The following is a 23015-nucleotide window of genomic DNA, read 5'->3' on the forward strand; positions in this document are numbered from 1 at the left end:
AACCAGTTCGACGGGCGGTGCCGAACTATTCGGGGATAAAAATCCTATACTTAATGTGTTTCAAATGGGCGACGATGGTGAAGGTCATGATGACGAGAAGAGACCAGGAGCTCCATTTGCCGAGGCTGACTGCAGACCAAGCCCCAAGTTGGCTTGGGTAGCTCCAGATTGCGAAGAATGTCGAAATATTTTCGGCAAGCCAAACGAAGAAGCCGATCAGAATGAAAGAGAGCAAAAGCGGCATCTCCCGATCCCGGTCATAGGGCCGGTAGGTGACAGAGGTCCGGGCATATAAGCCAAGAGCACAGGCGGCGATATACCAGCGATAATCCCCTATGAAGTGATGGGTGAAGAAGTTGGCATAGATCGCAAGCGCCATCAGCGTTGCCATCCAATAGGGCGGGTGATGCCGGATTCTGAGATCGAACAGCCTCCAAGCCTGAATGATATAGCTGCCGACTGCGGCATACATGAAGCCGGAAAACAGCGGCACGCCATAAATCTTGCTGTATGCGAAGTCCTGGTAAGACCAGGACTGGATGGCGCTGGACGTCTTGAATAGTTCCAGGGCGAAGCCGACGATGTGGAACAGAAAGATCGCCTTGGCTTCATCGAGTGTTTCTAGTTTGCTCCAAATCATGAATATCTGGATGCCCAACGCAATGACGAGCAGAACATCGTAACGCGGAAGCACAAAGAGGCCCGTGCGAGGTACCAGAAAGATCGACAGGAAGAACAGCCCCGCAAACATGCAGGCTCTGGCATTCTTGATGCCGAAATAGAGAAACTCGACAATGAAGCGCCTGGTGCCGCTCAGACTTCCCCAGGGTCGCGCATCACAAAGATAGTTATCCAGAAACGATAGGCGGCTGGTTGGAAACGTTGCATCGGTCATCAAAGCATGTGTCCTAGTTTGCCGACCGTTTGAGGTGGCGACAGAATCGACGTAAAGCGCGACGATGACAATCGACAGTGGCAAATTTTATGCATCACGCGTGTTGCTTTTTCTGGCCTGCATTCTGGTCATTTTGACGGGGCTTGCGCTGCGGCGCTATGGCTATGCGATCGGGCTCACGTTTCCCGTCGTCAAATATGGCGGCTCCGTTTTGTGGGGCGCGATGGCTTACCTGCTGATCGCGACGCTATTGGCCCGGCACAGAACGCCCCGTTTCGTTGTGGTCACGGCCTGTTGTATCGCCATTGCCGTTGAGTTGCTCCGGCTGGTGCATTTCCCCGCGCTGGACGCCTTCCGTGACACGGCTGCCGGCACCTTGCTGCTGGGCCGTGTCTTCTCACTTTGGAATATCGTTTGCTATCTGACTGGCATCGTGGTCGCGGCACGGATCATGAGGTGGTTCGTGAGACATTAGCAGCTCTCTTTGCCCTACGGCGCGCCATGATGGTCGGCCGGATCAGGCGGTAGCCGAGCAGAACGACAGCGAGCGTGATGTAAAAGATCGGCTCCAATGTCAGACTTTTGCGCGCCAGAACGAAATGTAAAACGGCGACGATCAGCACCGGATAAGCTAGTTTGTGGAGCGTATTCCAGCGGGAACCAAGCCTACGGATGGACCAGCGATTAGAAGTCAGTGCCAGTGGAATGAGCATGGCTAACCCTGCCATGCCAAGCATGATGTACGGACGTTTAAGAATATCTCCGATGATGGAGCTGAAGATAAGTCCTCGGTCTAGTGTCAGATAGACTGCGAAGTGGGCCAGCACGTAATAGAACGCCAGCAAGCCCAGTGCGCGGCGATAGGCGATAAGGTTGATATTGAACAGGTCACGCAATGGCGTGACGATCAATCCAAGGCACAGAAACCTTAGAGCCCATATGCCAAGCAGGTGCTCGAAATCCTTCACGGGATTGAAGCCGAGCCCCCCTGTCGCAGCGAGGTAGAAATACCAGAGGCCTGGACAGAGGCCAAGGATGTAAAGCGCCCAAATGGCAGCGGGCTGATAGCGTTTGGGGAGCGATGGCAAGGGCAGGGCAAATGCCATGTCAGTAATTCGCCTTCAGATCCATGCCGGTATAGAGGCTTGCAACCTCTTCATAGCCATTGAACATCAAGGTCGGGCGGTTCTTCACGCTGAAGAAGCCGCCTTCACCAATGCGCTGCTCCGTCGCCTGGCTCCAGCGCGGGTGATCGACGTTGGGATTGACGTTGGAATAAAATCCGTATTCGCGCGCGTTGGAGTTCTTCCAGGTGGTTTCCGGCTGCTTTTCTACCAGCGAAATCCGCACGATGGATTTGATACCCTTGAAGCCGTATTTCCATGGCACGACGAGGCGGATCGGCGCGCCGTTCTGATTGGGCAACGTCTCACCATAAAGGCCGACCGCGAGGATCGTCAGCGGATGGCGCGCTTCATCAAGCCGCAAGCCCTCGACGTAAGGCCAGTTCAGCGGCTGGAAGAGACCGCTTTGGCCTGGCATCTCATCCGGACGAACCACAGTTTCGAAGGCGACGAATTTGGCACTGCCGAGTGGCTCCACCTTGTCTAGGAGGGCCGCAAGAGGAAAGCCGATCCAAGGGATCGCCATGGACCACCCCTCGACGCAGCGCATGCGGTACGGGCGCTCCTCAAGATCGAACTTCATCAACTCTTCAAGACCGAATTCCTTCGGCTTGCCGACGAGGCCATCGACCTTCACCGTCCAAGGCGTCGGTTTGAACTTTCCGGAGTTCTCCTTCGGATCGGATTTACCGACGCCGAATTCGTAAAAGTTATTGTAGCTTGTGACAGCATCGAGCGGCGTCAGTTGTTCATCCAGCCTATAGGCACCGGGCTTTGCCGTCAGCGGTGCTGCCATCGCCTCTCGACCGGTTAGCCCAATAGCGGCGAGCCCGGCTGCCGTACCGAGAAAGCCACGTCTGGAGAGATAGATATCGCGCGGCGTGATTTCGCTGGAGGCGATACGGGGAGGGCGATAGACGGCCATGGAAATCTCCTGAGAAACAGGTGCTGCACGGAATGTGCAGGATGAGGCAGGTTCTTATGATATGATCCCGATTTACGGCAAACAACAGATGTCGGTTCACCAATCGCGCGAAAGTGAAAGACCAGTCGGCACACTCGGACGTGCCAAGACACGATGGCGCCTCAACTGTCAGAAAGTTGCGATGTTATTCAGATCGGTGGACGTTGGCTCGGCCCGGTTGGTTCAGTCATAACCGATATGCTGCCTATCGTGGTGTGCGGCCGCTGAAAAAGATAATGCCGGCCCACGCCGGATTCGCCGTCGATGAGATCGAAGGTTTGGTGCCCGCGGAAATTGACCGTTCCAATGCCCAGGGGAAACGAACAGGGCGATGCGCAATCGACAGTCAATCTGTTTGCCTGGCGATCGTCTCTCTGACGCAAAACGACAGTTACTTTTATTCCAATGTCAGGTCTGGAAATGACCACGCATTCTACCTCCTTATCGCAGATCGATTCCGCGATCAGAGGCTCCGGTGAAGCATCGAGCAGGACAGCGATCTGCACATGCCGTCCCTTTGTCTCCTCTGCCTGAGCGGCGCTGAAGAGAGCAACAAGGAAGGTTGGCGCCATGCGGATTACTCGTAGTCTGTGAGGGTGTACCAGCCCATTCTTCACGATCATCGTACATCCTCAAGCCGGGATTTCATTCACAGAACCAAGAGAACCACCAATACACGCTAAGACATGCAATGCGGTAGTCTGATCACGCCGGATGTAGAATTACATTTTTTGCCGTACCGTACCGCACCGTACTGTTTTGCCGCAAGGTGACAGTGACAGCCGTTTGCGAATGGAGTAGAAGACGCCTCAGATTAAACGGGCAAGGCGCTTTGGCGCGCTTGGGAGAGAAGCCCGCGAGTTTGAGAAAACCGAGGAATAAGAAGATGCCTGTCTATCGCTCCAGAACGACAACCCATGGCCGCAACATGGCGGGTGCGCGTGGCCTTTGGCGCGCCACCGGTATGAAAGATGGCGATTTTGGCAAGCCAATTATTGCGGTGGTCAACTCCTTCACCCAATTCGTTCCGGGTCACGTCCACCTGAAAGATCTCGGTCAGCTCGTGGCCCGGGAGATCGAGGCGGCTGGCGGTGTTGCCAAGGAGTTCAACACGATTGCCGTCGATGACGGCATCGCCATGGGTCACGATGGTATGCTCTACTCGCTGCCATCGCGCGAAATCATCGCGGACTCAGTCGAGTATATGGTCAATGCGCATTGCGCCGACGCCATGGTCTGCATTTCCAACTGCGACAAGATCACGCCCGGTATGCTGAATGCCGCCATGCGCCTCAATATCCCGGCTGTCTTTGTTTCCGGTGGTCCCATGGAGGCGGGCAAGGTCGTTCTGCACGGCAAGACCGTTGCGCTCGATCTGGTGGATGCCATGGTCGCGGCTGCCGACGACAAGGTGTCCGATGAGGACGTCAAGATCATCGAGCGCTCGGCCTGCCCAACCTGCGGGTCCTGCTCCGGCATGTTCACCGCCAACTCGATGAACTGTCTGACCGAAGCGCTCGGCTTGTCTTTGCCCGGCAATGGCTCAACGCTCGCGACTCATTCGGATCGCAAGCGTCTGTTCGTCGAAGCCGGTCATCTGATCGTCGATCTGGCGCGCCGCTATTACGAGCAGGACGACGAAACTGTTCTGCCGCGCACCATTGCCTCCAAGGCTGCGTTCGAGAATGCCATGTCGCTCGATATTGCCATGGGCGGTTCCACCAACACCGTTCTGCATATTCTGGCGGCGGCGCACGAAGGTGGAGTCGACTTCACCATGGAAGACATCGACCGTCTGTCACGCAAGGTTCCTTGCCTCTCCAAGGTTGCGCCTGCAAAGCAGGACGTGCATATGGAAGACGTGCATCGCGCCGGCGGCATCATGCGCATCCTGGGTGAGCTCGACCGCGGCGGCCTGATCAATCGCGATTGCCCGACGGTGCATGAACCCACGCTTGGCGATGCCATCGACCGTTGGGATATCACTCGCACCAACTCCGAAACCGTGCGCGAGTTCTTCAAGGCAGCACCAGGCGGCGTTCCGACGCAGGTTGCTTTCAGCCAGTCGTCTCGCTGGGACGATCTCGACACTGACAGCGAAAACGGTGTCATCCGCTCCGTCGAGAAACCGTTCTCTAAAGATGGCGGTCTCGCCGTGCTGTATGGCAATATCGCGCTGGATGGCTGCATCGTGAAGACGGCGGGCGTCGACGAGAGTATTTTGAAGTTCAACGGAACGGCTGTCGTTTACGAGAGCCAGGACGCGGCGGTGAAGGGTATTCTGTCCAACGAGGTCAAGGCTGGCGACGTCGTCGTGATCCGTTATGAAGGCCCGAAGGGTGGTCCTGGTATGCAGGAGATGCTCTATCCGACAAGCTACCTCAAGTCGAAGGGGCTGGGTAAGGCCTGCGCTCTGATTACCGATGGTCGCTTCTCTGGCGGCACGTCTGGACTTTCCATTGGCCACGCTTCTCCAGAAGCGGCACAAGGCGGTGCTATTGGTCTGGTGCGACAAGGCGATCCGATCGAGATCGACATCCCGAACCGGACGATCAATCTCAAGGTGTCGGATGCCGAACTCGCAGCGCGTCGCGCGGAGCAGGATCAGCTTGGCTGGAAGCCCGCAGAATTCCGCAAACGCAATGTTACGACTGCGCTGAAGGCTTATGCAGCCTTTGCTTCGAGCGCGGACAAGGGTGCAGTTCGCATTCTTCCTGAGTGAGTTTGCGCTCTGCATCGTCCGAGTTAATTGGAAAACGCTCTGAAGAGGGCGTTTTTTCCATTTTTTTACAACATGTTGAAAGTCGTCGTTGCAAGATTGAGTCAGGTTACGTTGACCCTTTGTAAGCTCTGGTTGAGCCAAGCGTCTTCCCATCTATGTCGGTCAAGCTTGTAACGGATGAGAGGCATGACTTTGCTCCGCTCGCAACAGAAGACGCTCGCGATCCTGTCCTCTTGAAACCCCAGCTTCCTCAAGATGGGGTGAGATACCTTGCTGTCGGCGATCAAGCTGGCATGAAGCGCTTCGACCTTTAAGCGCTGAAACGCATGATCTATGATAAACGTGTGCCGCACAGGCGTAACCTTTGCCCAGGTGCTGCGGGCCAGCCAATCTCCAAACTCACCAGAGATGCCAATCAGGCCGATGATCTGCCCGCTCTCGATAGCCCAAATCGGACGCTTCTTTTTCAGAATCCTTGAGATCAGTCGCCGAGATTCCACGGCGGTGAAAGGCATTGTGGTCTTGAGAAGGTTGCGGGTACTGAGAGTATCGTTGGTGATCCGCGCGAGCCTTGCTGTATCTCAAATTTTGAGCGGTCGCAGCAACAGGCGTTCTGATGTCAGTACGGCAGGTTTCTTGGTGGCATTGTTCATACGTCCCATGATGCGCGAGCCTTCGCCAGGTTCAACCCCGGTGTCAACATCGGAACAACCTGGCTATCGCAAACGTTGCCGCACGACATGGTAGGGAGAGCATTATGAAGCGGGCAGTTGTGACCGGCGGCGGTGGCCTGATCGGGTCCGGTATAATCGAGGCTTTGGTGGAAGCCGGTTGGACGGTCGCGTCTTTCGATGTGAAGGAAAGCAAGACGGCGGCTCGCCATATTTTGTGCGACGTGGGCAATGAAACCTCTGTGCTTGCCGCTTTCGATCAGCTTGGTTGGAAGGGGCTTGAGTTGCTGGTCAACAATGCTGGCATCGCGAGTCCCGTGAACGGACCGATCCATGAGCTCTCACTTTCAGACTGGCGGAAAGTGACCGACAGCCATTTGACTGGCGCTTTCCTGATGACGCGGTCAGCCGTGCCTTTGATGGGAGAGGGTGCCAGCATTGTTAATATGGTTTCGACGCGCGCCTTCATGTCCGAGCCCGAAACTGAGGCCTATGCTGCGTCCAAGGGCGGTCTCGTTGCTCTAACCCACGCGCTGGCCGTCAGCCTTGGACCAAAGATCCGCGTCAATGCCATCGCGCCGGGTTGGATAACGGATGAAACCGATCTGCGTAAGAAAGACGAGATGCAGCATCCGGTAGGCCGCGTTGGTCGGCCAAAAGATATAGCTGATGGCGTGCTCTATCTCACTGGCGCTGGCTTTATGACCGGGCAGGTTCTCGTCCTGGATGGCGGCATGACGCGGAAGATGATTTACGAAGAGTAGACGTGGCGTTTCTTCTAATGTTGAATCAAGTCGTTGATGTTTCGGTTCAGGAAATCACTCAGACGCGTTGTTTGGAGAATCTTTTCTCGAATAAAGTCCTTCTGGTCACAAGGTGGTGATGCCGCTTCCTTTGGCTGTGCGAGGGCCTACCTAGACACGTATGAAACGTCGCACAGTACTCGCAGTCTTTGCCACCCTGCCTTTCGCCACCAAAGTGTCCGCGCAATCCTCGAATGTGCGCAAAGAACTCGATCCTGTCTTGGATAGGTCTGGTTCACTCCAGACGCTAAAAACTGTGATCGTTAGCGTCGATGGCAAAGAAGTTGCGTCGCGCGCCTATAATGGTGCAGCGCTTAACGGGTCGACGAATATAAAGTCGGCTTCGAAGTCTATTGTTTCGGCCCTTGTCGGCATGGCGATTGATCGCAAAATCCTGGAAGGTGCGGATCAGCCGATCGCTTCTGTGCTTCGGGCGGACTTTCCCGCAAATTCCGATCCGAGACTTGAGCGCGTTACCATCGGCAATCTACTGTCGATGCAGGCGGGTCTGGCTCGAATGTCCGGTCCCAACTACGGCCGTTGGGTCGCAAGCCGCAATTGGGTCCGCACCGCCCTCGGCTCTGGCTTCGACGGTGAGCCGGGCGGCACCATGCTCTATTCCACCGCCTCGACTCATCTTCTCTCGGCAATCCTGACTAAAGCCTCTGGCCGCTCTACGCTCTCGCTGGCACGCGATTGGTTCAAGCCGCTGGACGGTTTTTCCATTGGAAGCTGGGAGCGAGATCCTCAGGGGATTTATCTTGGAGGTAACCAGATGGCGATGACGGCGCGCTCATTGCTTGCATTCGGAGAGCTTTATCGGCGTGGCGGCAGAACTGAAGATGGTCAGCGACTTCTATCGCAAAGCTGGATCGATCAGTCATGGACGCAGAGGACCAATTCCGTTTTCAATGGCGACGGATACGGTTATTGCTGGTTCATCAAGGAAATGGCGGGTGAGAAGGTTTATTATGCCTGGGGTTATGGCGGGCAGATGCTCTATATCGTTCCGTCGAAGGCGCTATCTGTCGTTATGACATCCCGAGAAGACGCGCCCTCGGCGCGCACCGGTTACCGGGATGCCTTGCATGCGTTGATGACGGATATCATCGAGACAGTTTAAAGCGGGCGGTTGATGCTTTGGAACGCTTCGCCGAGTTTCACCATGCGCTCGTCATAGGCTTTAGTCAGGCAGGCGACATCGGCTTCACAGGTCTGTCGGTGTTTCAACCATTCGGCCTGTTCGGTTTTTAGCGTATCGCGGGCTCCCATGGCCATGAGCTGCGTTAGAATATCGAAGGTCGTGGCCATCTTCACGTCTTGATCGTTCAGAGCGCGGTTTTCGCAGATCGCTTTTTCATCTGCTGCGAGATCGGTCTTGCCGCAATCGAAGCTTGCAGCGCCGACGGGCGATCCGTGCGAGTAAGACGCGCAAACAATAAACATGGCCAGTGCGTGTTTTCGAAACTGCATTTTTCTTTCTCTTTTTTGATCAAATCTTGGCGGATAAATTCTCAGACCTGCAAACCAGTTCCACAGAAAGTAGAGCTGTCGCTCGCAAAGCCACATGTCATGATATTGCCGCCGTTTGATTTATAGGCTGAGACGCTATAACTGCATCCTATTGATGAAGATGAGGAATCACATGCAGCGCGTGTTGAAATTCATGGCCCACGGCTTTCTGGCGGCGTTGCTTCTGGCGCCGTTCAGTGCACAGGCACAGGACGCCAAGGCAGTGCCGTCGAGCCGCACTGAAATGCAGCTGTCCTTTGCGCCGCTGGTCAAGCGTACTTCCGGAGCGGTGGTCAATGTCTATGCCGAGCGCATCGTTCAGCGCCGCGCTTCGCCCTTTGCCGGTGATCCATTTTTTGAACAGTTTTTCGGGCAGCAATTGCCAAACCGTACGGAAAAGCAATCCTCGCTCGGCTCTGGTGTGATCGTTTCCGCCAGCGGTCTGGTGGTTACGAACAACCACGTCATCGAGGGGGCCGATGATATCAAAGTGGCGTTGGCGGATGGTCGTGAGTTTTCTTCGAAGGTTCTGCTAAAAGATGACCGCGTCGATCTTGCCGTGCTGCAAATCGATGCGAAGGAGCAGTTCCCCGTGCTGCCGCTTGGCAACTCGGACGCGACCGAAGTGGGTGATCTGGTACTGGCGATCGGCAATCCGTTCGGTGTTGGCCAGACCGTCACCAGCGGTATCGTGTCGGCGCTAGCGCGCAATCAGGTGACCCAGGGCGATTTCGGCTTCTTCATTCAGACGGATGCATCGATCAACCCGGGCAATTCCGGCGGCGCGCTGATGAATATGAATGGCGAGTTGATCGGCATCAACACCGCCATCTTTTCGCGCGGCGGTGGCTCCAACGGTATCGGTTTCGCCATTCCGGCCAATCTCGTCAAGGTGTTCCTTGCCGCGGCTGAAAAGGGCGACAAAAGCTTCCAGCGGCCTTATGTTGGCGCGACATTCGACCCGGTGACATCCGAAGTTGCCGAGGCTCTCGGACTGAAGCGCGCACGCGGCGCTCTCGTCGTCAGCGTGGTAAAGGGCGGGCCCGCGGAAAAAGCGGGTATCGAGCCTGGTCAAGTGGTCACTGCCGTCAACGATATCGAGGTAGAGCATCCAGACGCGCTGGGTTATCGTCTGACAACAGCAGGAATAGGCAAGTCTGCGAAGATCACACTGATCGACAAGGGCAAGGAAAAGACCGTTACCATCGCGCTTGATACCGCGCCGGAAACCGCACCGCGTGACGAGCGTCTGCTGGAAGGCCGCAATCCTTTCGCGGGTGCGACGGTCGCCAATCTCTCGCCGAAGCTTGCCGACGAATTGCGCATGGTCGCCACGACCACCGGCGTTGTCATCGTCGATGTCGCTCGGGGCTCGCCCGCTGCGCGCGTCGGCTTCCAGCCGAAGGACATTATCGTGTCACTGAACGGCGTGGACATTACATCCAGTGCCCAGATGGAAGAAGCGTTGCACGACAATCCCGGCTTCTGGCGTTTGGAAATCATTCGTGATGGTCAGCGTCTGCGGCAGTTTCTGCGATGAGTGGAGACCTCTTTGCACCCCAGGTTCCAGCCGAGGTCGCCAATCGGCGGCCTTTGGCGGATCGGCTACGCCCAACGACGATTGCGCAGGTCACGGGCCAGCCGCATCTGACGGGTGAAGAGGGCGTTCTACGTCGCATGATCGAGAGCGGTTCGCTCGGTTCGATGATCTTCTGGGGGCCGCCGGGAACTGGCAAGACGACCGTGGCTCGGCTGCTCTCCGGCGAGGCGGGGCTTTCATTCGAACAGATCTCGGCGATCTTTTCCGGTGTTGCCGATCTCAAGAAAGTGTTCGAGGCGGCGCGTGCGCGTCGAATGAACGGGCGGCAGACGCTGCTCTTCGTGGACGAAATCCATCGCTTCAATCGCGCCCAGCAGGACAGCTTTCTGCCGGTTATGGAGGATGGCACCATCATTCTCGTCGGAGCAACGACGGAAAATCCATCCTTCGAGCTTAACGCCGCTCTTTTGTCGCGGGCACGCGTCCTCACTTTCAAGTCGCATGACGAGGAAAGCCTCCTTGAACTCTTGAACCGTGCCGAACAAACGGAAGCTAAACCGCTGCCGCTTGACGATGATGCCAGGCTGTCGCTACTTCGCATGGCGGATGGCGATGGGCGTGCGGTTCTAACGCTTGCCGAAGAAGTCTGGCGTGCGGCAAGGGAAGGCGAAGTCTTCGATACCGAAGGTCTTACCCGCATCGTCCAGCGCCGCGCTCCGGTCTACGACAAAAGTCAGGACGGACATTACAATCTGATTTCTGCCCTGCACAAATCCGTGCGTGGGTCCGATCCGGACGCTGCGCTCTACTATTTGGCGCGGATGCTCGACGCTGGTGAAGATCCGCTTTATCTCGGCCGGCGGCTGGTCCGCATGGCGGTGGAGGATATTGGCCTTGCCGATCCGCAGGCGCTTGTCATCTGCAACGCCGCCAAAGATGCGTATGATTACCTCGGCTCGCCCGAAGGCGAGCTTGCGCTTGCGCAGGCCTGCGTCTATCTGGCGACAGCACCGAAATCCAATGCTGTCTATACTGCTTACAAGAGCGCTATGCGGGCAGCCAAGGAAAATGGCTCATTGCTGCCGCCCAAGCATATTCTCAATGCGCCGACCAAGCTTATGAAGGGCGAGGGCTATGGCGATGGCTATCGCTATGACCATGACGAGCCGGATGCTTTCTCGGGCCAGGACTACTTTCCCGAAAAGATGGGGCGCACAACATTCTACGATCCGCCTGATCGCGGTTTTGAGCGAGACATTCGAAAACGTCTGGACTGGTGGTCGAAGCTTCGGCGGGACCGTAACCCCCGCTAAAGCGTGAATGTCCCGTTTCGGGGTATGTTTGCGCTTCGCCTTCGGGTGTTGTCGGAGGATCGATCAGGCAGTCTTGCGCGCAGCGGTGGCCGGGTTGGGTGGCAGCATCTTGACCGATGACTCTGCCAAGCCTTTGTGGCCTTCACCATCCACGACGACGTGCCAATGGGCCGTCTCCGGGATAGCTATGCGTACCGGTGATTTTCGTGCAACGCCGCCCACATACTTGAAATCCAACAGTTCTGTAAATCTCTGGAAATTACCAGCCGTCATCAAACGCACGTTTGCAACCGCGTTCAAGGACACTTCAATAATGGTACCGGTACGTATCTCTTTGAGATCGTAATGGGTGTAGCGAAAATTAGGTTTGGGCATATCGCTCTCGTGGATTTATTTTGCGTAGAGATCATGATTTCGATTTGTTAATCCACAATTACTTTATCTATTGTTTTTCCAATTTTTTTATTTAAGCCGACTACAAGTCGCCACAAAACTGGAAGGTTGGTGAGCCTTACTTACAGTCATAATTCGTATAGATGATATATACCGTCATGAAATATATTTTAATATTAGCGAAGAGTGCAGTTTATAATTTATAAATTTCTTAAATATATCAATAATTGATTACACTTGGGGGAAGATAAAACATTTAACCATATCCACGCGGCTTTACGCGCTTGTCGCCCTATTTCTAGCGATACTGGCGGCAGCGCTGGTATCATGTCTATTCGGTGGCTATGGCGGGATGGAGAGGGAGCGCAAGGCTGGACTGGAAGCGCTGACGCATTCAGCGGTTGGCGTTCTCGACCACTTTCATCATCTCGAACAGAATAACACGCTGAACCGAGAGACATCACAGCAACAGGCCGAAGCCTCGCTTGCAGCGATGCGCTACGACGATGGCAATGACTATTTCTGGATCAATGATATGGGTCCGAAAATGATCATGCATCCCGTAAAGCCGGAGCTGAACGGTGCCGATCTGACGAACAACAAGAACCCGAACGGAAAGCTCCTCTTCGTCGAATTCGTCAACACAGTGAAGGCGAGCGGTAAGGGCTTTGTCGATTATCAGTGGCCGAAGCCTGGCGCGCCTGATCCGGTCGGCAAATTCTCCTATGTCGAAGGCTTTGCACCCTGGGGGCTGGATCATTGGCACCGGCGTTTATGTCGATGATCTCAATGCCATGTTCTGGCGTGGGGCGATTCTCTATATCGGTATTTGCCTTGTCAGCGCCCTCGTCGTGCTTGCTATCGCCACGGCTGTGGTACGCAGTGTTTCCGCTCCAATCGGAAAACTAAAGACGAGCATGTCCAGTATCGCGGATGGAAACACTGATGCTGAGGTGCCGTTCGTCGAGCGTCGCAACGAGATCGGCGCCATGGCCAAGACCTTGCTTGTTCTTCGCAATTCCGTCAACGAGCGCCGACAGCTACAGTTGCGCGAAGCCGAGCAGCAGAGAACCCTTGAGAACACCCGCCGGCAAGGCGAAGACGTGCTTCGTTCCGCTGCCGAACAGCAGGCGCTTGCTATGGCCTCATTGGGACAAGCCATGGAAAACCTTGCGCGTGGCGATCTGACCGTTCAAGTGGGACAATTGGGGACTGACTATGAAAAGTTGCGCGCCGACTTCAATAGCGCCGTCGGCGCTCTAAGGGACGTGATTGCAACAATCTCGCGCAGCACCGAGGTTGTGAATGTCAGTGCCGCCGATATCAGCGAAGCAACAGGCAATCTTTCCCGCCGCACCGAACAGCAGGCCGCGGCTCTGGAAGAAACCGCAGTCGCACCGGACGAGATAACATCCACAGTTCGCACCGCGTCGGAACGCGCCAATGAAGCATGGCAGATGGTGACGGAGACAAAGCAAAGCGCAGGACGCTCGGGCGATATCGTGCGCAGCGCGGTGGAGGCGATGAACCGGATAGAGGAGTCCTCGCGCAAGATCGGCCAGATCATCGTCGTCATCGACGAGATTGCTTTCCAGACAAACCTGCTTGCCGTGAATGCGGGTGTGGAAGCTGCGCGTGCCGGCGAGGCCGGTCGTGGCTTTGCCGTTGTTGCACAGGAGGTTCGCGAACTCGCACAGCGGTCCGCCAATGCTGCGTAGGAGATCAAGACGCTGATCAACAGTTCGGCGGAACAGGTAAGTGGCGGTGTAACGCTGGTTCGCTCCACCGGAGAAGCGCTAGAGGAGATCGTATCGCTGGTCAACCGCGTCGACGGTCATGTGAACTCGATTGCCACGGTTGCGCGCGAGCAGGCCACCGGTCTGCAGGAGATCAATACGTCCGTCAACCATATGGACCAGATGACCCAGCAGAATGCTGCGATGGTGGAAGAAACGACAGTGGCGGGCGAAACGCTGGCTGAGGAGAGCCGCAAGCTGCATTCGCTTCTGGCACGCTTCCAGCTTGGAAACGTTTCTGCTGGAGGCCCGATGTCACGGGCGGCCTGAGTCTCGTTTTGATCCGATCAGGAGGGCGTTGCGTGCGACGGCCCCTCCCGTTTTTCCACGCTACTAGAAGCTCGACACTCGCATCGTCGACTCGACGCTGTCTCGTTTCCGAACATACAAGCCTTTGCCGGTCACTTTCTTTGCTTCGGCAACAAGGGTTCGTTTACCAGATTTCTTTACAATTTGACCTGATCGCCGCGTGTTGCGGTCGCTGAAGGTGCAGGTTCTGGTATGGCGTATGTTTCCCTTCCGCGTCGTCTTGCGACGTTGATGACAATGTCGGCGGTGATCGTATCGTGCTCAGCGGAGGGGTTGGTGCCCCCCGCTGACGTCGATGGAGCGACCCGGGTCAGTTCCATTCGCTCCTCCAGCCGTCAGAACTACAGTGCGCCACCTGCGCCCGTCAGCCAGAATGTGCCATTCAATGACCCATCCGCGCTTTCGCAGCCCATGCCGGGGGAGCAGGCTTCACGTGATCCACTACTGAATTCAGCGGGGCAGGGCTATTCGACGCTCGACGCGCAGGCAAGCCGTCTCGCACCCGTCCAGCCGCAATCAAGCCACATGCCGTCCCAGATGGCTGAGGGTGAGCAGGGCGTGAACATGGATGCGGGACTTGGTGTGACGCCGGGGAGAAGCCTTGCCGAAGAGCAGGATATCGAGGTGTCTGCTCCCGACAGCGGCTCCTATCCGCCACAACAGCCGCCACGCCAGCTGGCCAATCAATCCCGCCTTATTCCGCCTCCGCCCGCAGGCGGTCGTCGGCAGGCGCAACCGGTTGAAGACGTGGCGATGTTGATGCCCGACAATCCGGCGCAGGAAAGGCGCATGTCGCAACCGCCAGGCATGATGCCGCCCTCTGAGGTTGCCTGCCGCACCGAGCTTCGCAGATTGGGCGTTGCCTTCCGCGATGTGGCGCGCATTGCCGATGGTCCCACTTGCGGTATCGATTACCCCATAGAACTCAGCGGCCTCGATAGCGGTGTCGCGATCCGTCCGGCGGTGAAGCTCAACTGCCAGGTGACGCTGGCCTTTGCCAAGTGGGTGAAATTCGAACTCGTGCCGTCATCCCGTTTCCGCTACTTGTCCGGTGTCGGTCGCATCACACCGATGGGCGGTTATTCCTGCCGCAAGATGAATTCCCGGGCCAGCAATCCATGGTCGGAACACGCCCGCGGCAACGCCATCGACATCGGGACGATTACGTTGAAGAACGGTAAGGAAATAGACGTTCGCACCAAGAGTTTTTTTGCCTTCCGCGAAAAAGGTCTGCTGAAAGCCGTCCGCTCCGACAGCTGCAAGTACTTCTCGACGGTTCTTGGTCCGGGAAGCGATCCCAACCACTGGAATCACTTCCATTTCGATCTTCGCACCCGCAAGTCCGGTTATCGCCACTGCGACTGACGGCAGGCTTTCTACCTGCCGTGGCCGGGTTTTCGGTCGCATAAAAAAACAGGGCAGAGTCCTGGGGTAAGCCTCTGCCCGGAAATGTCTTTCAGTATGACTGCCGTATATCTCGAAATATGCAACGGTGCTGAAAACCGGGCAGTCTCTGCCGTCAAATCGCGCCGAGCCTGCCGCATTTATCGTTAGCCAGTCTGCATCACATCTTCATGACAGAGTTCCCGGATCATAATGCGGATGTCGAAGAAACTGGAACTGCAAGCCGGGTGTAGTGTTTCCGCTCCTGCGTGCCTATATTCGCGCTTCAGTATCCTGCCGAAAGTTTATCCATGACGTCCTCCCGCAAGCCAATCGTGTCCATCCGCAATCTGACGAAGTCATACGCCAATGGTTTTCAGGCCCTCAAAGGCATCACCCTCGATATTCAGGAGGGAGAAATTCTGGCACTTCTCGGTCCGAACGGAGCGGGAAAGACTACGCTGATCTCGATCATCTGCGGTCTCGTCAATCCTGGCGAGGGCAGCGTGCTTGTCGGTGGGCATGACGTCGTCAAGGATTTTCGCAAGACGCGAGCTTTAATCGGGCTCGTACCGCAGGAACTGACGACAGATCAGTTCGAGACGGTATGGAACACGGTATCGTTTTCTCGCGGGCTGCACGGCTACAGCAAGAATCCCCAACTGATCGAACGCGTTTTGAAATCCCTGTCGCTGTGGAACAAGAAGGACAACATGCTGCGAGAACTTTCCGGCGGCATGAAGCGGCGGGTGCTGATTGCAAAAGCACTGGCACATGAGCCGAAGGTTCTCTTTCTCGATGAGCCTACCGCGGGTGTTGATGTCGCGCTCAGACGTGACATGTGGCAGGTGGTGGAGGAGTTGCGCGCGTCTGGCGTGACCATCATTCTCACGACCCACTACATCGAAGAAGCCGAGGAGATTGCCGACCGCGTCGGGGTGATCAATGGGGGTGAACTTCTGCTGGTTGAAGAAAAGACCGCTCTGATGCGAAAGCTCGGACGCAAACAATTGTCTCTGGAGCTGACGACGCCGGTCAAAACGCTTCCGGAAAGCCTTTCGCCCTTTCATTTGCAGCTCTCGGAAGACGGCTCCTGTCTGACCTATGAGTATGACGGCAACGGGGAGCAGGGGCGGATCGCGGAGCTTTTGTCGGCGCTTGCTGGCGAGGGCGTTCATTTCAAAGATATATCGACGCGGCAAAGTTCGCTTGAGGATATTTTCGTTGCATTGGTAGGAGGACAAAAATGAACTTCGAAGCCATCAAGTCCATCTACCTGTTCGAAATGGCGCGTACGCGCCGGACGTTGCTGCAAAGCGTCATATCGCCGGTCATCTCGACATCGCTTTATTTTATCGTTTTCGGCACCGCCATCGGCTCGCGAATCCAGGAAGTGGAGGGTGTGTCCTACGGTGCCTTCATTACGCCGGGTCTCATCATGCTGACCCTGCTAACGCAATGCGTCAGCAACGGCTCCTTCGGCATCTATTTCCCTAAATTCACCGGTACCGTGTATGAAATTCTCTCAGCGCCCATCTCCATGACGGAGATATTGGCGGGCTACGTCGGAGCAGCGGCGACAAAGGGCCTGATGATAGGCACGATCATCCTGATCACGGCGTCCTTCTTCGTCGATATCTCTATTGCCCACCCCGTCATGATGGTGCTGTTCTTCGTGCTGACGGCGATCAGTTTCAGCCTATTCGGCTTCATCATCGGCATGTGGGCGTCGAATTTCGAGCAGCTCAACCTGATCCCGATGCTGGTCGTTCCGCCTTTGACCTTTCTTGGCGGCAGCTTCTACTCGATCAATATGCTCCCACCCTTCTGGCAGACGGTCAGCCACTTCAACCCGGTGCTTTATCTGATCAGCGGGTTTCGCTGGAGCTTCTACGAGATCGCCGATGTGAACCCGCTGATCAGCATCGTGATGATCACGGGATTCCTGGCGGTATGTCTGGCGGTTATCAGCTGGATGTTCAGGACGGGTTACAAGCTGCGTAACTGATCCGGCTCTACCGATCTCTCAGTGTCAGCTGGTCTGTCTGCATTTGCAATGATCCGAGCGTCGAGAGGAACGTCATGCCGAGCAAGCTCTGGTCCAGCTGGCCTTCCTGCGCGACGAGCGCGGAGACGTTGCGACGAACGATCGGGCCAATGGCGATCTCCGCCAGGCGCACCGATGCCGCAGCTGTTCGGCCATTGGCAGTCATCACCGAGACTGTGTAATTGAGATTGTCCGGGTTGATGCCGATCGCCTGCGCATCGGCGTTGGAGAGCACGACGGAGCTTGCACCGGTATCTACAAGCATGTGGACGGAGACGCCGTTGATCGTGGCTTCGGTTTCGAAGTGACCGCCCATTGATTTGTTGAGAATAACTTCCTGCACACCGTCGCGCGTCGTCGTCACCACGGCGCGTCCGGGAACGAGCCCTGCCAACAACCGGTCGCCAAACCGCTGCAGGTCTCCTCGGTAGAGATAACCCGCGACAAGGCCTAAGATGATGACCAGCCAGATGGCCAGTTGCCGCAGCACCGTTGGAAGATTGCCGCGATTGCCTGCCAGGATACCGGCGGACAGCAGGACCGCGATCGGTGTCAGATAGAGCGCGCTGGCGAAGCGCTCATTATCCATCCCGAAGGTCTCTCCGCTACTATTGTTGATGAGGAGAAGTGCCAGTCCGATACCGAGGATGAGAAGAACCAAAGTCAGCCTATTCATGCCCTTGCGCTCTCCATTCCTGCCACTTTCCCCGTTTTGCGTTTGGGCAACTCACCCATGATCCGGTGTCTTTCAGCGACGGTAAAGCCGCTCCAGCCGGTGATTTCAGCGATGGTCCGATAGCAGCCGGTGCAGAGACCTTCCCGGTTTAGCTGGCAGACCTGAATGCAGGGTGTTTCCATCGTCTTCATATCTTTTCTTCAGGCGAGCAGAGCAAGGGCGACCAGCATCACGATTTCGGTAATTTGCTGTGTTGCGCCGATCGTATCGCCTGTGTGGCCATTGATTTTTTTCTGACATTGACGGCCGAAGAGATAGGCGGCCGCCGACGCACAGGACAGGATGACAATCGATCCAATGATCGAGATCGACGAGAACAGCGTGACGCATGCAATGGCGGTGCCGAAGAAGAGTGCCTGATTGCAATCGGTTCTGGACGGCTGTCCGATGGATGCTGCGATACCGCCTTCCCGTGCAGGGGGAAGATCATGCCAGTGCCAGACCATCATGGCGCGGCTGAAGCTTGCGACTGCAATCAGACAGGCCGCGCTTGCCGGCCAAGGCAATTCGCGGATAAGGACGGCTATTGCCGCAGCTCGCGCCAGATATGAAAGGATCAGCGCGATTGCCCCGTAGCTGCCGATGCGGCTGTCCTTCATGATGGTGAGGGTCCGCTCCTTGTCCGCGCCGCCGCCGAATCCATCGGCAGTGTCGGCCAGACCATCCTCATGCAGCGCACCGGTGATGACGGTGGCGATGCCTAGTGTAAGGGCCGCGCTCACCAACGGATCGGCATGGGCGCGGTCGAGGAGGCCCAGGAGGAGAGCCGATGGCAGCGCGATCATGAGCCCAGCCACAGGAAAGACGCGAGTGGCAGCCAGCATGTCCACCCTGACTCCATTGAAAAACGTGTCGGGCACCGGAATGCGGCTTAGAAAGCTCAGAGCATGCATGATCCGCGTCAAAAAACCATCCAGGATCAATCCGCTCTCCCGCTGTTCGAATGGCCGATACAGGCTTTCGAAGAGCATATCGGTACCGCAAAACCACTCGGTAGTTTTGCCCGATATGCTTTAGAGGTTGTTCCTCTGCCCGTCCCCGATTATGAGAGGCGCAACAAAGACCGATTTGCCGGAAAACACAAGTCTTCGGCATGAGAGAAAGATCGATACCATGAGCGTGAGCGGCCTGCCTTTCGATGATTTTCGTGTTCTTTTGCGTGACCTGCCAGGGCCGGATACGCATGCACTGGTTGCCGCCAAGGAGCGCAATGCACAGCTGACGAAGCCTGCCGGTTCGCTCGGACGTCTGGAAGAGATTGCGATGTGGCTGGCTGCATGGTCTGGACGCGCACCCGCCGTCAACCGCCCTCTGGTGGCGATTTTTGCTGGCAATCATGGTGTTACACGCAATGACGTGACGCCCTATCCGTCTTCGGTGACCCAGCAGATGGTCGAAAACTTTGCTGCGGGCGGAGCTGCAATCAACCAGATCTGCGTGACCCATGATCTGGGCCTCAAGATTTTCGATCTCGCGCTGGACTACCCGACTGGCGACATTACCTGCGAAGATGCACTTTCGGAGCGCGATTGCGCCGCGACCATGGCCTTTGGTATGGAAGCGATCGCTGGCGGCACCGATCTTCTGTGCATCGGCGAAATGGGAATTGGCAACACGACCGTTGCGGCTGCGATCAATCTCGCGCTTTACGGTGGTTCGGCAGAAGAATGGACAGGTCCGGGCACCGGTTCCGAAGGAGAGTTCATGGCGCGCAAGATCGCCGCCGTGAAGGCTGCGGTCGATTTCCATAAAGACCATCTGTCGGATCCGCTGGAAATCATGCGCCGTCTCGGTGGTCGCGAGATTGCCGCGATGGCCGGTGCAATTCTGGCAGCGCGTGTCGAAAAAATCCCGGTCTTGATCGACGGCTACGTTGCGACGGCTGCTGCCGCTCTGCTGAAAGCTGCAAATCCGGCAGCGCTCGATCACTGCCTGATCGGCCATGTCTCCGGCGAGCCGGGCCATATGGCGGCGGTCGAGCGGCTTGGCAAAACGCCACTTCTGGCACTGGGCATGCGTCTCGGTGAGGGTACCGGCGCCGCACTTGCGGCAGGCATCGTCAAGGCCGCCGCTGCATGCCACTCCGGCATGGCGACATTCGCGCAGGCGGGTGTCACGAACCGCACTGACCACTGAGTTTGCGATGGATAGGACGCACAACACGCCCACGCCGGATCCCGTTCTCAATCCGGAGCCCGCGTTTCGCAAGGAGACAGGCTTTCGCCATCTGATCGCCGCGACGCGTTATTCCTTTCAGGGGCTGACCCGTTTGTGGGGGGAGGCAGCCTTCCGGCATGAGGTGATGGCATTCGGGGCGGGGCTGATTTTCCTGACCATCATCGGCGCACCGCTGGTCCATGCTTTAATTTTCATTGTGCTGATGTTGCTGCTCTTTTGCGTGGAGGCACTCAATACAGCCATCGAAGAAATCGTCGACCGTGTGTCGCCCGAATTTTCAAGCGCTGCACGAAACGCGAAAGACCTCGGCTCGTTCGCCGTTTTCTGTTTGTTGCTGGCGAATGGCGGTTTGGTTCTTTATTCGCTGATTTCCACGCTATTCCTCAGCGTCAATCCGTTCTGAAAATTAAGCGAAAGATCGCTTGCGGCGCTCTATTACCGGCACGTCTTCGACGGCCGGAACGGTTTGCAGAATCCGTTTCGCCGGTAGAATGGCTATCGCTTCGGTTCCTTCACGCAGTTTGGATTTCAGCACGAAGTGCCCGTCATGCTTTGAGAGGATTGCCTGGACGATTGGCAGGCCAAGGCCTGTTCCCTGTTCTGCGCTTTTGATGGCGATAGATCCCTGACCGAAGGCCGAGAGTACCACTGGAATTTCTTCTTCGGGAATGCCGGGGCCGTTATCTCTGATCGACACATATTGACCGCCGCGTGCAGTCCAGCCCGCCTTGATCGATATTTCCCCTCCTTGTGGAGTAAATTTGACAGCGTTGGACAACAGGTTGAGAACCACCTGTCGCAGCGCCTTCTCATCCGCCCAGACATGCGGCAGGCTGCGCTCGAACTGCTGGGTGATCCGGATATTCTTGCCACGGGCGCGTAGCTGGATCATGCCGATGCAGTCTTCGGCAATTTCGAGCAGCGATACGGCTTCTTCCTGCAACTCATATCGCCCTGCCTCGATGCGAGAGAGATCGAGGATTTCGTTGATGAGGTCGAGAAGATGCTGGCCGGAGCGGTTGATATCCGCCGAATATTCTTTGTAGAGCGGATTGTTGAGCGGTCCCAGGATTTCCGAGGCCATCACCTCCGAAAAGCCAAGGATCGCATTAAGCGGCGTGCGCAACTCATGCGACATTGAGGCGAGGAAGCGAGATTTCGCCAGATTGGCTTCTTCCGCGCGGCGGCGAGCCTCGTCCGACATCGAATTCGCCACTTCCAGTTCCGCGATCAGATCGTCTTTTTCCGACTGGAAGGACAGGAGTTTGATGCTCGTATTGTGCAACCGTCTGGTAATGTAATGGCAAAACAGCATGGCCATAAAAAACATCAGCGCCATGCCGATATCGATCGGGTTCTGCGAGTGCGCCGCATTGATGCCGAGTGCGACGAGAACAGGAAGAAAGGTGGTGACAATGGCGCGGCGCAGCATGAAATTCGACATGGCCGTTATCGACAGCGCGATCAGCAGCGTGCCGCCCTTGTAGAACATGGCCAGCGACATGTTTTCGGCGTTCATGGGATAAGCGGCGAAGAGCGCCCAGATCAAGCCAATGACGATCTGCATTCCCTGAAAGGTCTTGAGCCAGCGGTCCGCACTTGCCGTGCTGATCGTCTGTTTGTGCGCACGACGGGCAAACATGAGGCAAACGGCGTGGGTTGTCAGCGCCAGGAACGTCCAACCGACGAGCTCTATGTCGCGCGTGATATAAATCCCGATGCCCGTGGCCAGCATGATGAAGAGGGGCATGATCGTAGCGCCATGCAGCATCTCCACCACATGCATCTGCAGCATTTCGCGCTCGAACGCGATCGTGCCGATGCTGCCATATTGCAGACGCTCACGGGTCGCTTTCACGGCATCGAACACGGCCTTGTTGCGCCGCGTGCGAGACCGATCGACGATATTCTTGTCGGCAATGATGCTGGCGCTCTTACTCATCTACAAACGAAACCGATCCGGGACGTTTGCAGATTAAGGGTAAAGTCTTAAGAAGATGCTGCCGCGAAAGGATTTGTTTGCCATTTCTGCAAAGGGTTTGTTGGTACATGAGACGAAAGTCAGGCAGAAGGTTCTCTCCGGTGAAGGACGGATTCACCCTGCTGCTCATAGTCATTCTGGGGGCGTTGATATTGGCGAAAGTCGATGGTTTGAGCGACCGGCGCTTCTCTGGCCGGTTTATCGCCATTGACGGGGATACGCTTGCGTCGGGTAAAACGCGCTACCGGCTTTTGGGGATCGATGCGCCCGAACTTCGTCAGAGCTGCGGCGTGGATGATCAGAGCTGGGCCTGCGGGCAGGCAGCACGTGACTTTTTACGTGATGTCCTGGATCGAGGAGAGGTCGAATGTTCCGGGAGCAAAACTGACAAGTACTCGCGCCTTCTGGTTCGCTGTTCCGTCGATGGCAAGGACGTGGGAAGTCTTGTCGTCGCCGAAGGGCTCGCCGTGACGACCGAGTTTTTTCTCTACGCCCAGGAGGAGGAACACGCGAGGACGCAGAGGCTGGGCCTGTGGAGTGGTGCATTCGAGCGCCCGAGGGACTGGCGACGTGAGCGCAATGGCATGGATGATGATAGGCCCTTTGCGGGAATTATAACCATGCTACGACATGTCTTGCGGTGGTGAT

The 23015-nt window shown here is 56.4% G+C and carries 23 protein-coding genes and 1 pseudogene; 13 read left to right on the top strand and 11 right to left on the bottom strand.

The window, feature by feature from the left end; genetic code table 11:
* Positions 1 to 25 precede the first annotated feature (25 nt).
* Complete coding sequence (locus QZ862_RS11660) at positions 26 to 895, bottom strand: DUF817 domain-containing protein (RefSeq protein WP_296100022.1); 870 nt, start codon at positions 893 to 895, stop codon at positions 26 to 28.
* Between the two features lie 64 nt (positions 896 to 959).
* Between QZ862_RS11660 and QZ862_RS11665 the strand changes: the two genes are divergently transcribed.
* Positions 960 to 1370 (top strand): DUF2809 domain-containing protein, encoded by a 411-nt coding sequence (locus QZ862_RS11665; protein ID WP_296100023.1) that lies wholly within the window; start codon positions 960 to 962, stop codon positions 1368 to 1370.
* Here the strand turns inward: QZ862_RS11665 and msrQ are convergent.
* The 3 genes from msrQ to QZ862_RS11680 all read right to left on the bottom strand — a co-directional run bounded on the left by msrQ (position 1345) and on the right by QZ862_RS11680 (position 3606).
* Complete coding sequence (gene msrQ, locus QZ862_RS11670; protein WP_296100025.1) at positions 1345 to 2001, bottom strand: protein-methionine-sulfoxide reductase heme-binding subunit MsrQ; 657 nt, start codon at positions 1999 to 2001, stop codon at positions 1345 to 1347. The genes QZ862_RS11665 and msrQ overlap by 26 nt on opposite strands.
* 1 nt (position 2002) lies before the next feature.
* A complete protein-coding gene (gene msrP / locus QZ862_RS11675) occupies positions 2003 to 2944 on the bottom strand; it encodes a protein-methionine-sulfoxide reductase catalytic subunit MsrP (RefSeq protein ID WP_296075590.1) in 942 nt (313 codons plus the stop codon).
* Between the two features lie 188 nt (positions 2945 to 3132).
* Positions 3133 to 3606 (bottom strand): hypothetical protein, encoded by a 474-nt coding sequence (locus QZ862_RS11680; RefSeq protein ID WP_296100026.1) that lies wholly within the window; start codon positions 3604 to 3606, stop codon positions 3133 to 3135.
* 263 nt (positions 3607 to 3869) lie between these two features.
* Here QZ862_RS11680 and ilvD point away from each other — a divergent pair, with 263 nt between their 5' ends.
* Positions 3870 to 5705: a dihydroxy-acid dehydratase gene (gene ilvD, locus QZ862_RS11685; protein ID WP_296018921.1), complete on the top strand. Its 1836-nt coding sequence runs from the start codon at positions 3870 to 3872 to the stop codon at positions 5703 to 5705.
* Positions 5706 to 5806: 101 nt separating this feature from the next.
* Here ilvD and QZ862_RS11690 read toward each other — a convergent pair whose 3' ends face one another.
* Positions 5807 to 6220, bottom strand: coding sequence for a GNAT family protein (locus tag QZ862_RS11690; RefSeq protein WP_296100027.1), 414 nt, complete (start codon positions 6218 to 6220; stop codon positions 5807 to 5809).
* 242 nt (positions 6221 to 6462) lie between these two features.
* Between QZ862_RS11690 and QZ862_RS11695 the strand changes: the two genes are divergently transcribed.
* Entirely contained in the window at positions 6463 to 7140 is a 678-nt protein-coding gene (locus QZ862_RS11695; protein ID WP_296100028.1) for an SDR family oxidoreductase, read from the top strand.
* Between the two features lie 160 nt (positions 7141 to 7300).
* Positions 7301 to 8302, top strand: coding sequence for a serine hydrolase (locus tag QZ862_RS11700; RefSeq protein WP_296100031.1), 1002 nt, complete (start codon positions 7301 to 7303; stop codon positions 8300 to 8302).
* On the opposite strand, the gene QZ862_RS11705 is transcribed toward QZ862_RS11700, so the two are convergent.
* A complete protein-coding gene (locus QZ862_RS11705) occupies positions 8299 to 8625 on the bottom strand; it encodes a lysozyme inhibitor LprI family protein (RefSeq protein ID WP_296038489.1) in 327 nt (108 codons plus the stop codon). The genes QZ862_RS11700 and QZ862_RS11705 overlap by 4 nt on opposite strands.
* 199 nt (positions 8626 to 8824) lie before the next feature.
* Here QZ862_RS11705 and QZ862_RS11710 point away from each other — a divergent pair, with 199 nt between their 5' ends.
* Both QZ862_RS11710 and QZ862_RS11715 read left to right on the top strand, forming a co-directional pair.
* Complete coding sequence (locus QZ862_RS11710) at positions 8825 to 10231, top strand: DegQ family serine endoprotease (protein WP_296100033.1); 1407 nt, start codon at positions 8825 to 8827, stop codon at positions 10229 to 10231.
* Positions 10228 to 11544 carry a replication-associated recombination protein A gene (locus tag QZ862_RS11715; protein ID WP_296100035.1) on the top strand — a complete coding sequence of 439 codons (1317 nt, stop codon included), beginning with the start codon at positions 10228 to 10230 and terminating at the stop codon, positions 11542 to 11544. Before QZ862_RS11710 ends, QZ862_RS11715 begins: the two co-directional genes overlap by 4 nt.
* A 63-nt stretch (positions 11545 to 11607) precedes the next feature.
* Here the strand turns inward: QZ862_RS11715 and QZ862_RS11720 are convergent, their stop codons facing one another.
* Complete coding sequence (locus QZ862_RS11720) at positions 11608 to 11919, bottom strand: DUF1883 domain-containing protein (protein WP_296100038.1); 312 nt, start codon at positions 11917 to 11919, stop codon at positions 11608 to 11610.
* 265 nt (positions 11920 to 12184) lie between these two features.
* Between QZ862_RS11720 and QZ862_RS11725 the strand changes: the two are divergent.
* From QZ862_RS11725 to QZ862_RS11740, 4 genes and pseudogenes are all read left to right on the top strand, one after another.
* Positions 12185 to 14003 (top strand): annotated as a pseudogene (locus QZ862_RS11725) (methyl-accepting chemotaxis protein).
* A 231-nt stretch (positions 14004 to 14234) separates the two neighbouring features.
* On the top strand, positions 14235 to 15407 hold the full coding sequence (locus QZ862_RS11730) for an extensin family protein (RefSeq protein ID WP_296081554.1): 1173 nt from the start codon (positions 14235 to 14237) through the stop codon (positions 15405 to 15407).
* 329 nt (positions 15408 to 15736) lie between these two features.
* Positions 15737 to 16675 (top strand): ABC transporter ATP-binding protein, encoded by a 939-nt coding sequence (locus tag QZ862_RS11735; protein WP_296018908.1) that lies wholly within the window; start codon positions 15737 to 15739, stop codon positions 16673 to 16675.
* Complete coding sequence (locus tag QZ862_RS11740) at positions 16672 to 17433, top strand: ABC transporter permease (protein ID WP_296018906.1); 762 nt, start codon at positions 16672 to 16674, stop codon at positions 17431 to 17433. Before QZ862_RS11735 ends, QZ862_RS11740 begins: the two co-directional genes overlap by 4 nt.
* A 7-nt stretch (positions 17434 to 17440) precedes the next feature.
* Here QZ862_RS11740 and QZ862_RS11745 read toward each other — a convergent pair whose 3' ends face one another.
* The 3 genes from QZ862_RS11745 to cobS are packed head-to-tail and all read right to left on the bottom strand — an operon-like array spanning position 17441 to position 19101.
* Positions 17441 to 18148, bottom strand: coding sequence for a TIGR02281 family clan AA aspartic protease (locus tag QZ862_RS11745; protein WP_296100041.1), 708 nt, complete (start codon positions 18146 to 18148; stop codon positions 17441 to 17443).
* Positions 18145 to 18339: a DUF1289 domain-containing protein gene (locus QZ862_RS11750; RefSeq protein WP_296038445.1), complete on the bottom strand. Its 195-nt coding sequence runs from the start codon at positions 18337 to 18339 to the stop codon at positions 18145 to 18147. The genes QZ862_RS11745 and QZ862_RS11750 overlap by 4 nt, the downstream gene beginning before the upstream one ends.
* 9 nt (positions 18340 to 18348) lie before the next feature.
* Positions 18349 to 19101, bottom strand: a complete 753-nt coding sequence (gene cobS, locus QZ862_RS11755; protein ID WP_296100564.1) for an adenosylcobinamide-GDP ribazoletransferase — start codon at positions 19099 to 19101, stop codon at positions 18349 to 18351.
* 220 nt (positions 19102 to 19321) lie between these two features.
* Between cobS and cobT the strand changes: the two genes are divergently transcribed.
* Together cobT and QZ862_RS11765 are read left to right on the top strand one after the other, a co-directional pair.
* Positions 19322 to 20344 carry a nicotinate-nucleotide--dimethylbenzimidazole phosphoribosyltransferase gene (gene cobT / locus QZ862_RS11760; RefSeq protein WP_296100045.1) on the top strand — a complete coding sequence of 341 codons (1023 nt, stop codon included), beginning with the start codon at positions 19322 to 19324 and terminating at the stop codon, positions 20342 to 20344.
* Between the two features lie 7 nt (positions 20345 to 20351).
* The gene (locus tag QZ862_RS11765; protein WP_296038441.1) at positions 20352 to 20789 is read left to right on the top strand and encodes a diacylglycerol kinase; all 438 of its coding nucleotides are present in this window, start codon (positions 20352 to 20354) and stop codon (positions 20787 to 20789) included.
* Positions 20790 to 20792: 3 nt separating this feature from the next.
* On the opposite strand, the gene QZ862_RS11770 is transcribed toward QZ862_RS11765, so the two are convergent.
* Positions 20793 to 22328, bottom strand: coding sequence for a HAMP domain-containing sensor histidine kinase (locus tag QZ862_RS11770; RefSeq protein ID WP_296100048.1), 1536 nt, complete (start codon positions 22326 to 22328; stop codon positions 20793 to 20795).
* Between the two features lie 140 nt (positions 22329 to 22468).
* Here QZ862_RS11770 and QZ862_RS11775 point away from each other — a divergent pair, with 140 nt between their 5' ends.
* The gene (locus QZ862_RS11775) at positions 22469 to 23014 is read left to right on the top strand and encodes a thermonuclease family protein (protein ID WP_296081561.1); all 546 of its coding nucleotides are present in this window, start codon (positions 22469 to 22471) and stop codon (positions 23012 to 23014) included.
* The last annotated feature ends 1 nt before the right edge of the window (position 23015 follow it).

The organism is uncultured Agrobacterium sp. (assembly GCA_913777615.1).
Lineage (GTDB): Bacteria > Pseudomonadota > Alphaproteobacteria > Rhizobiales > Rhizobiaceae > Agrobacterium.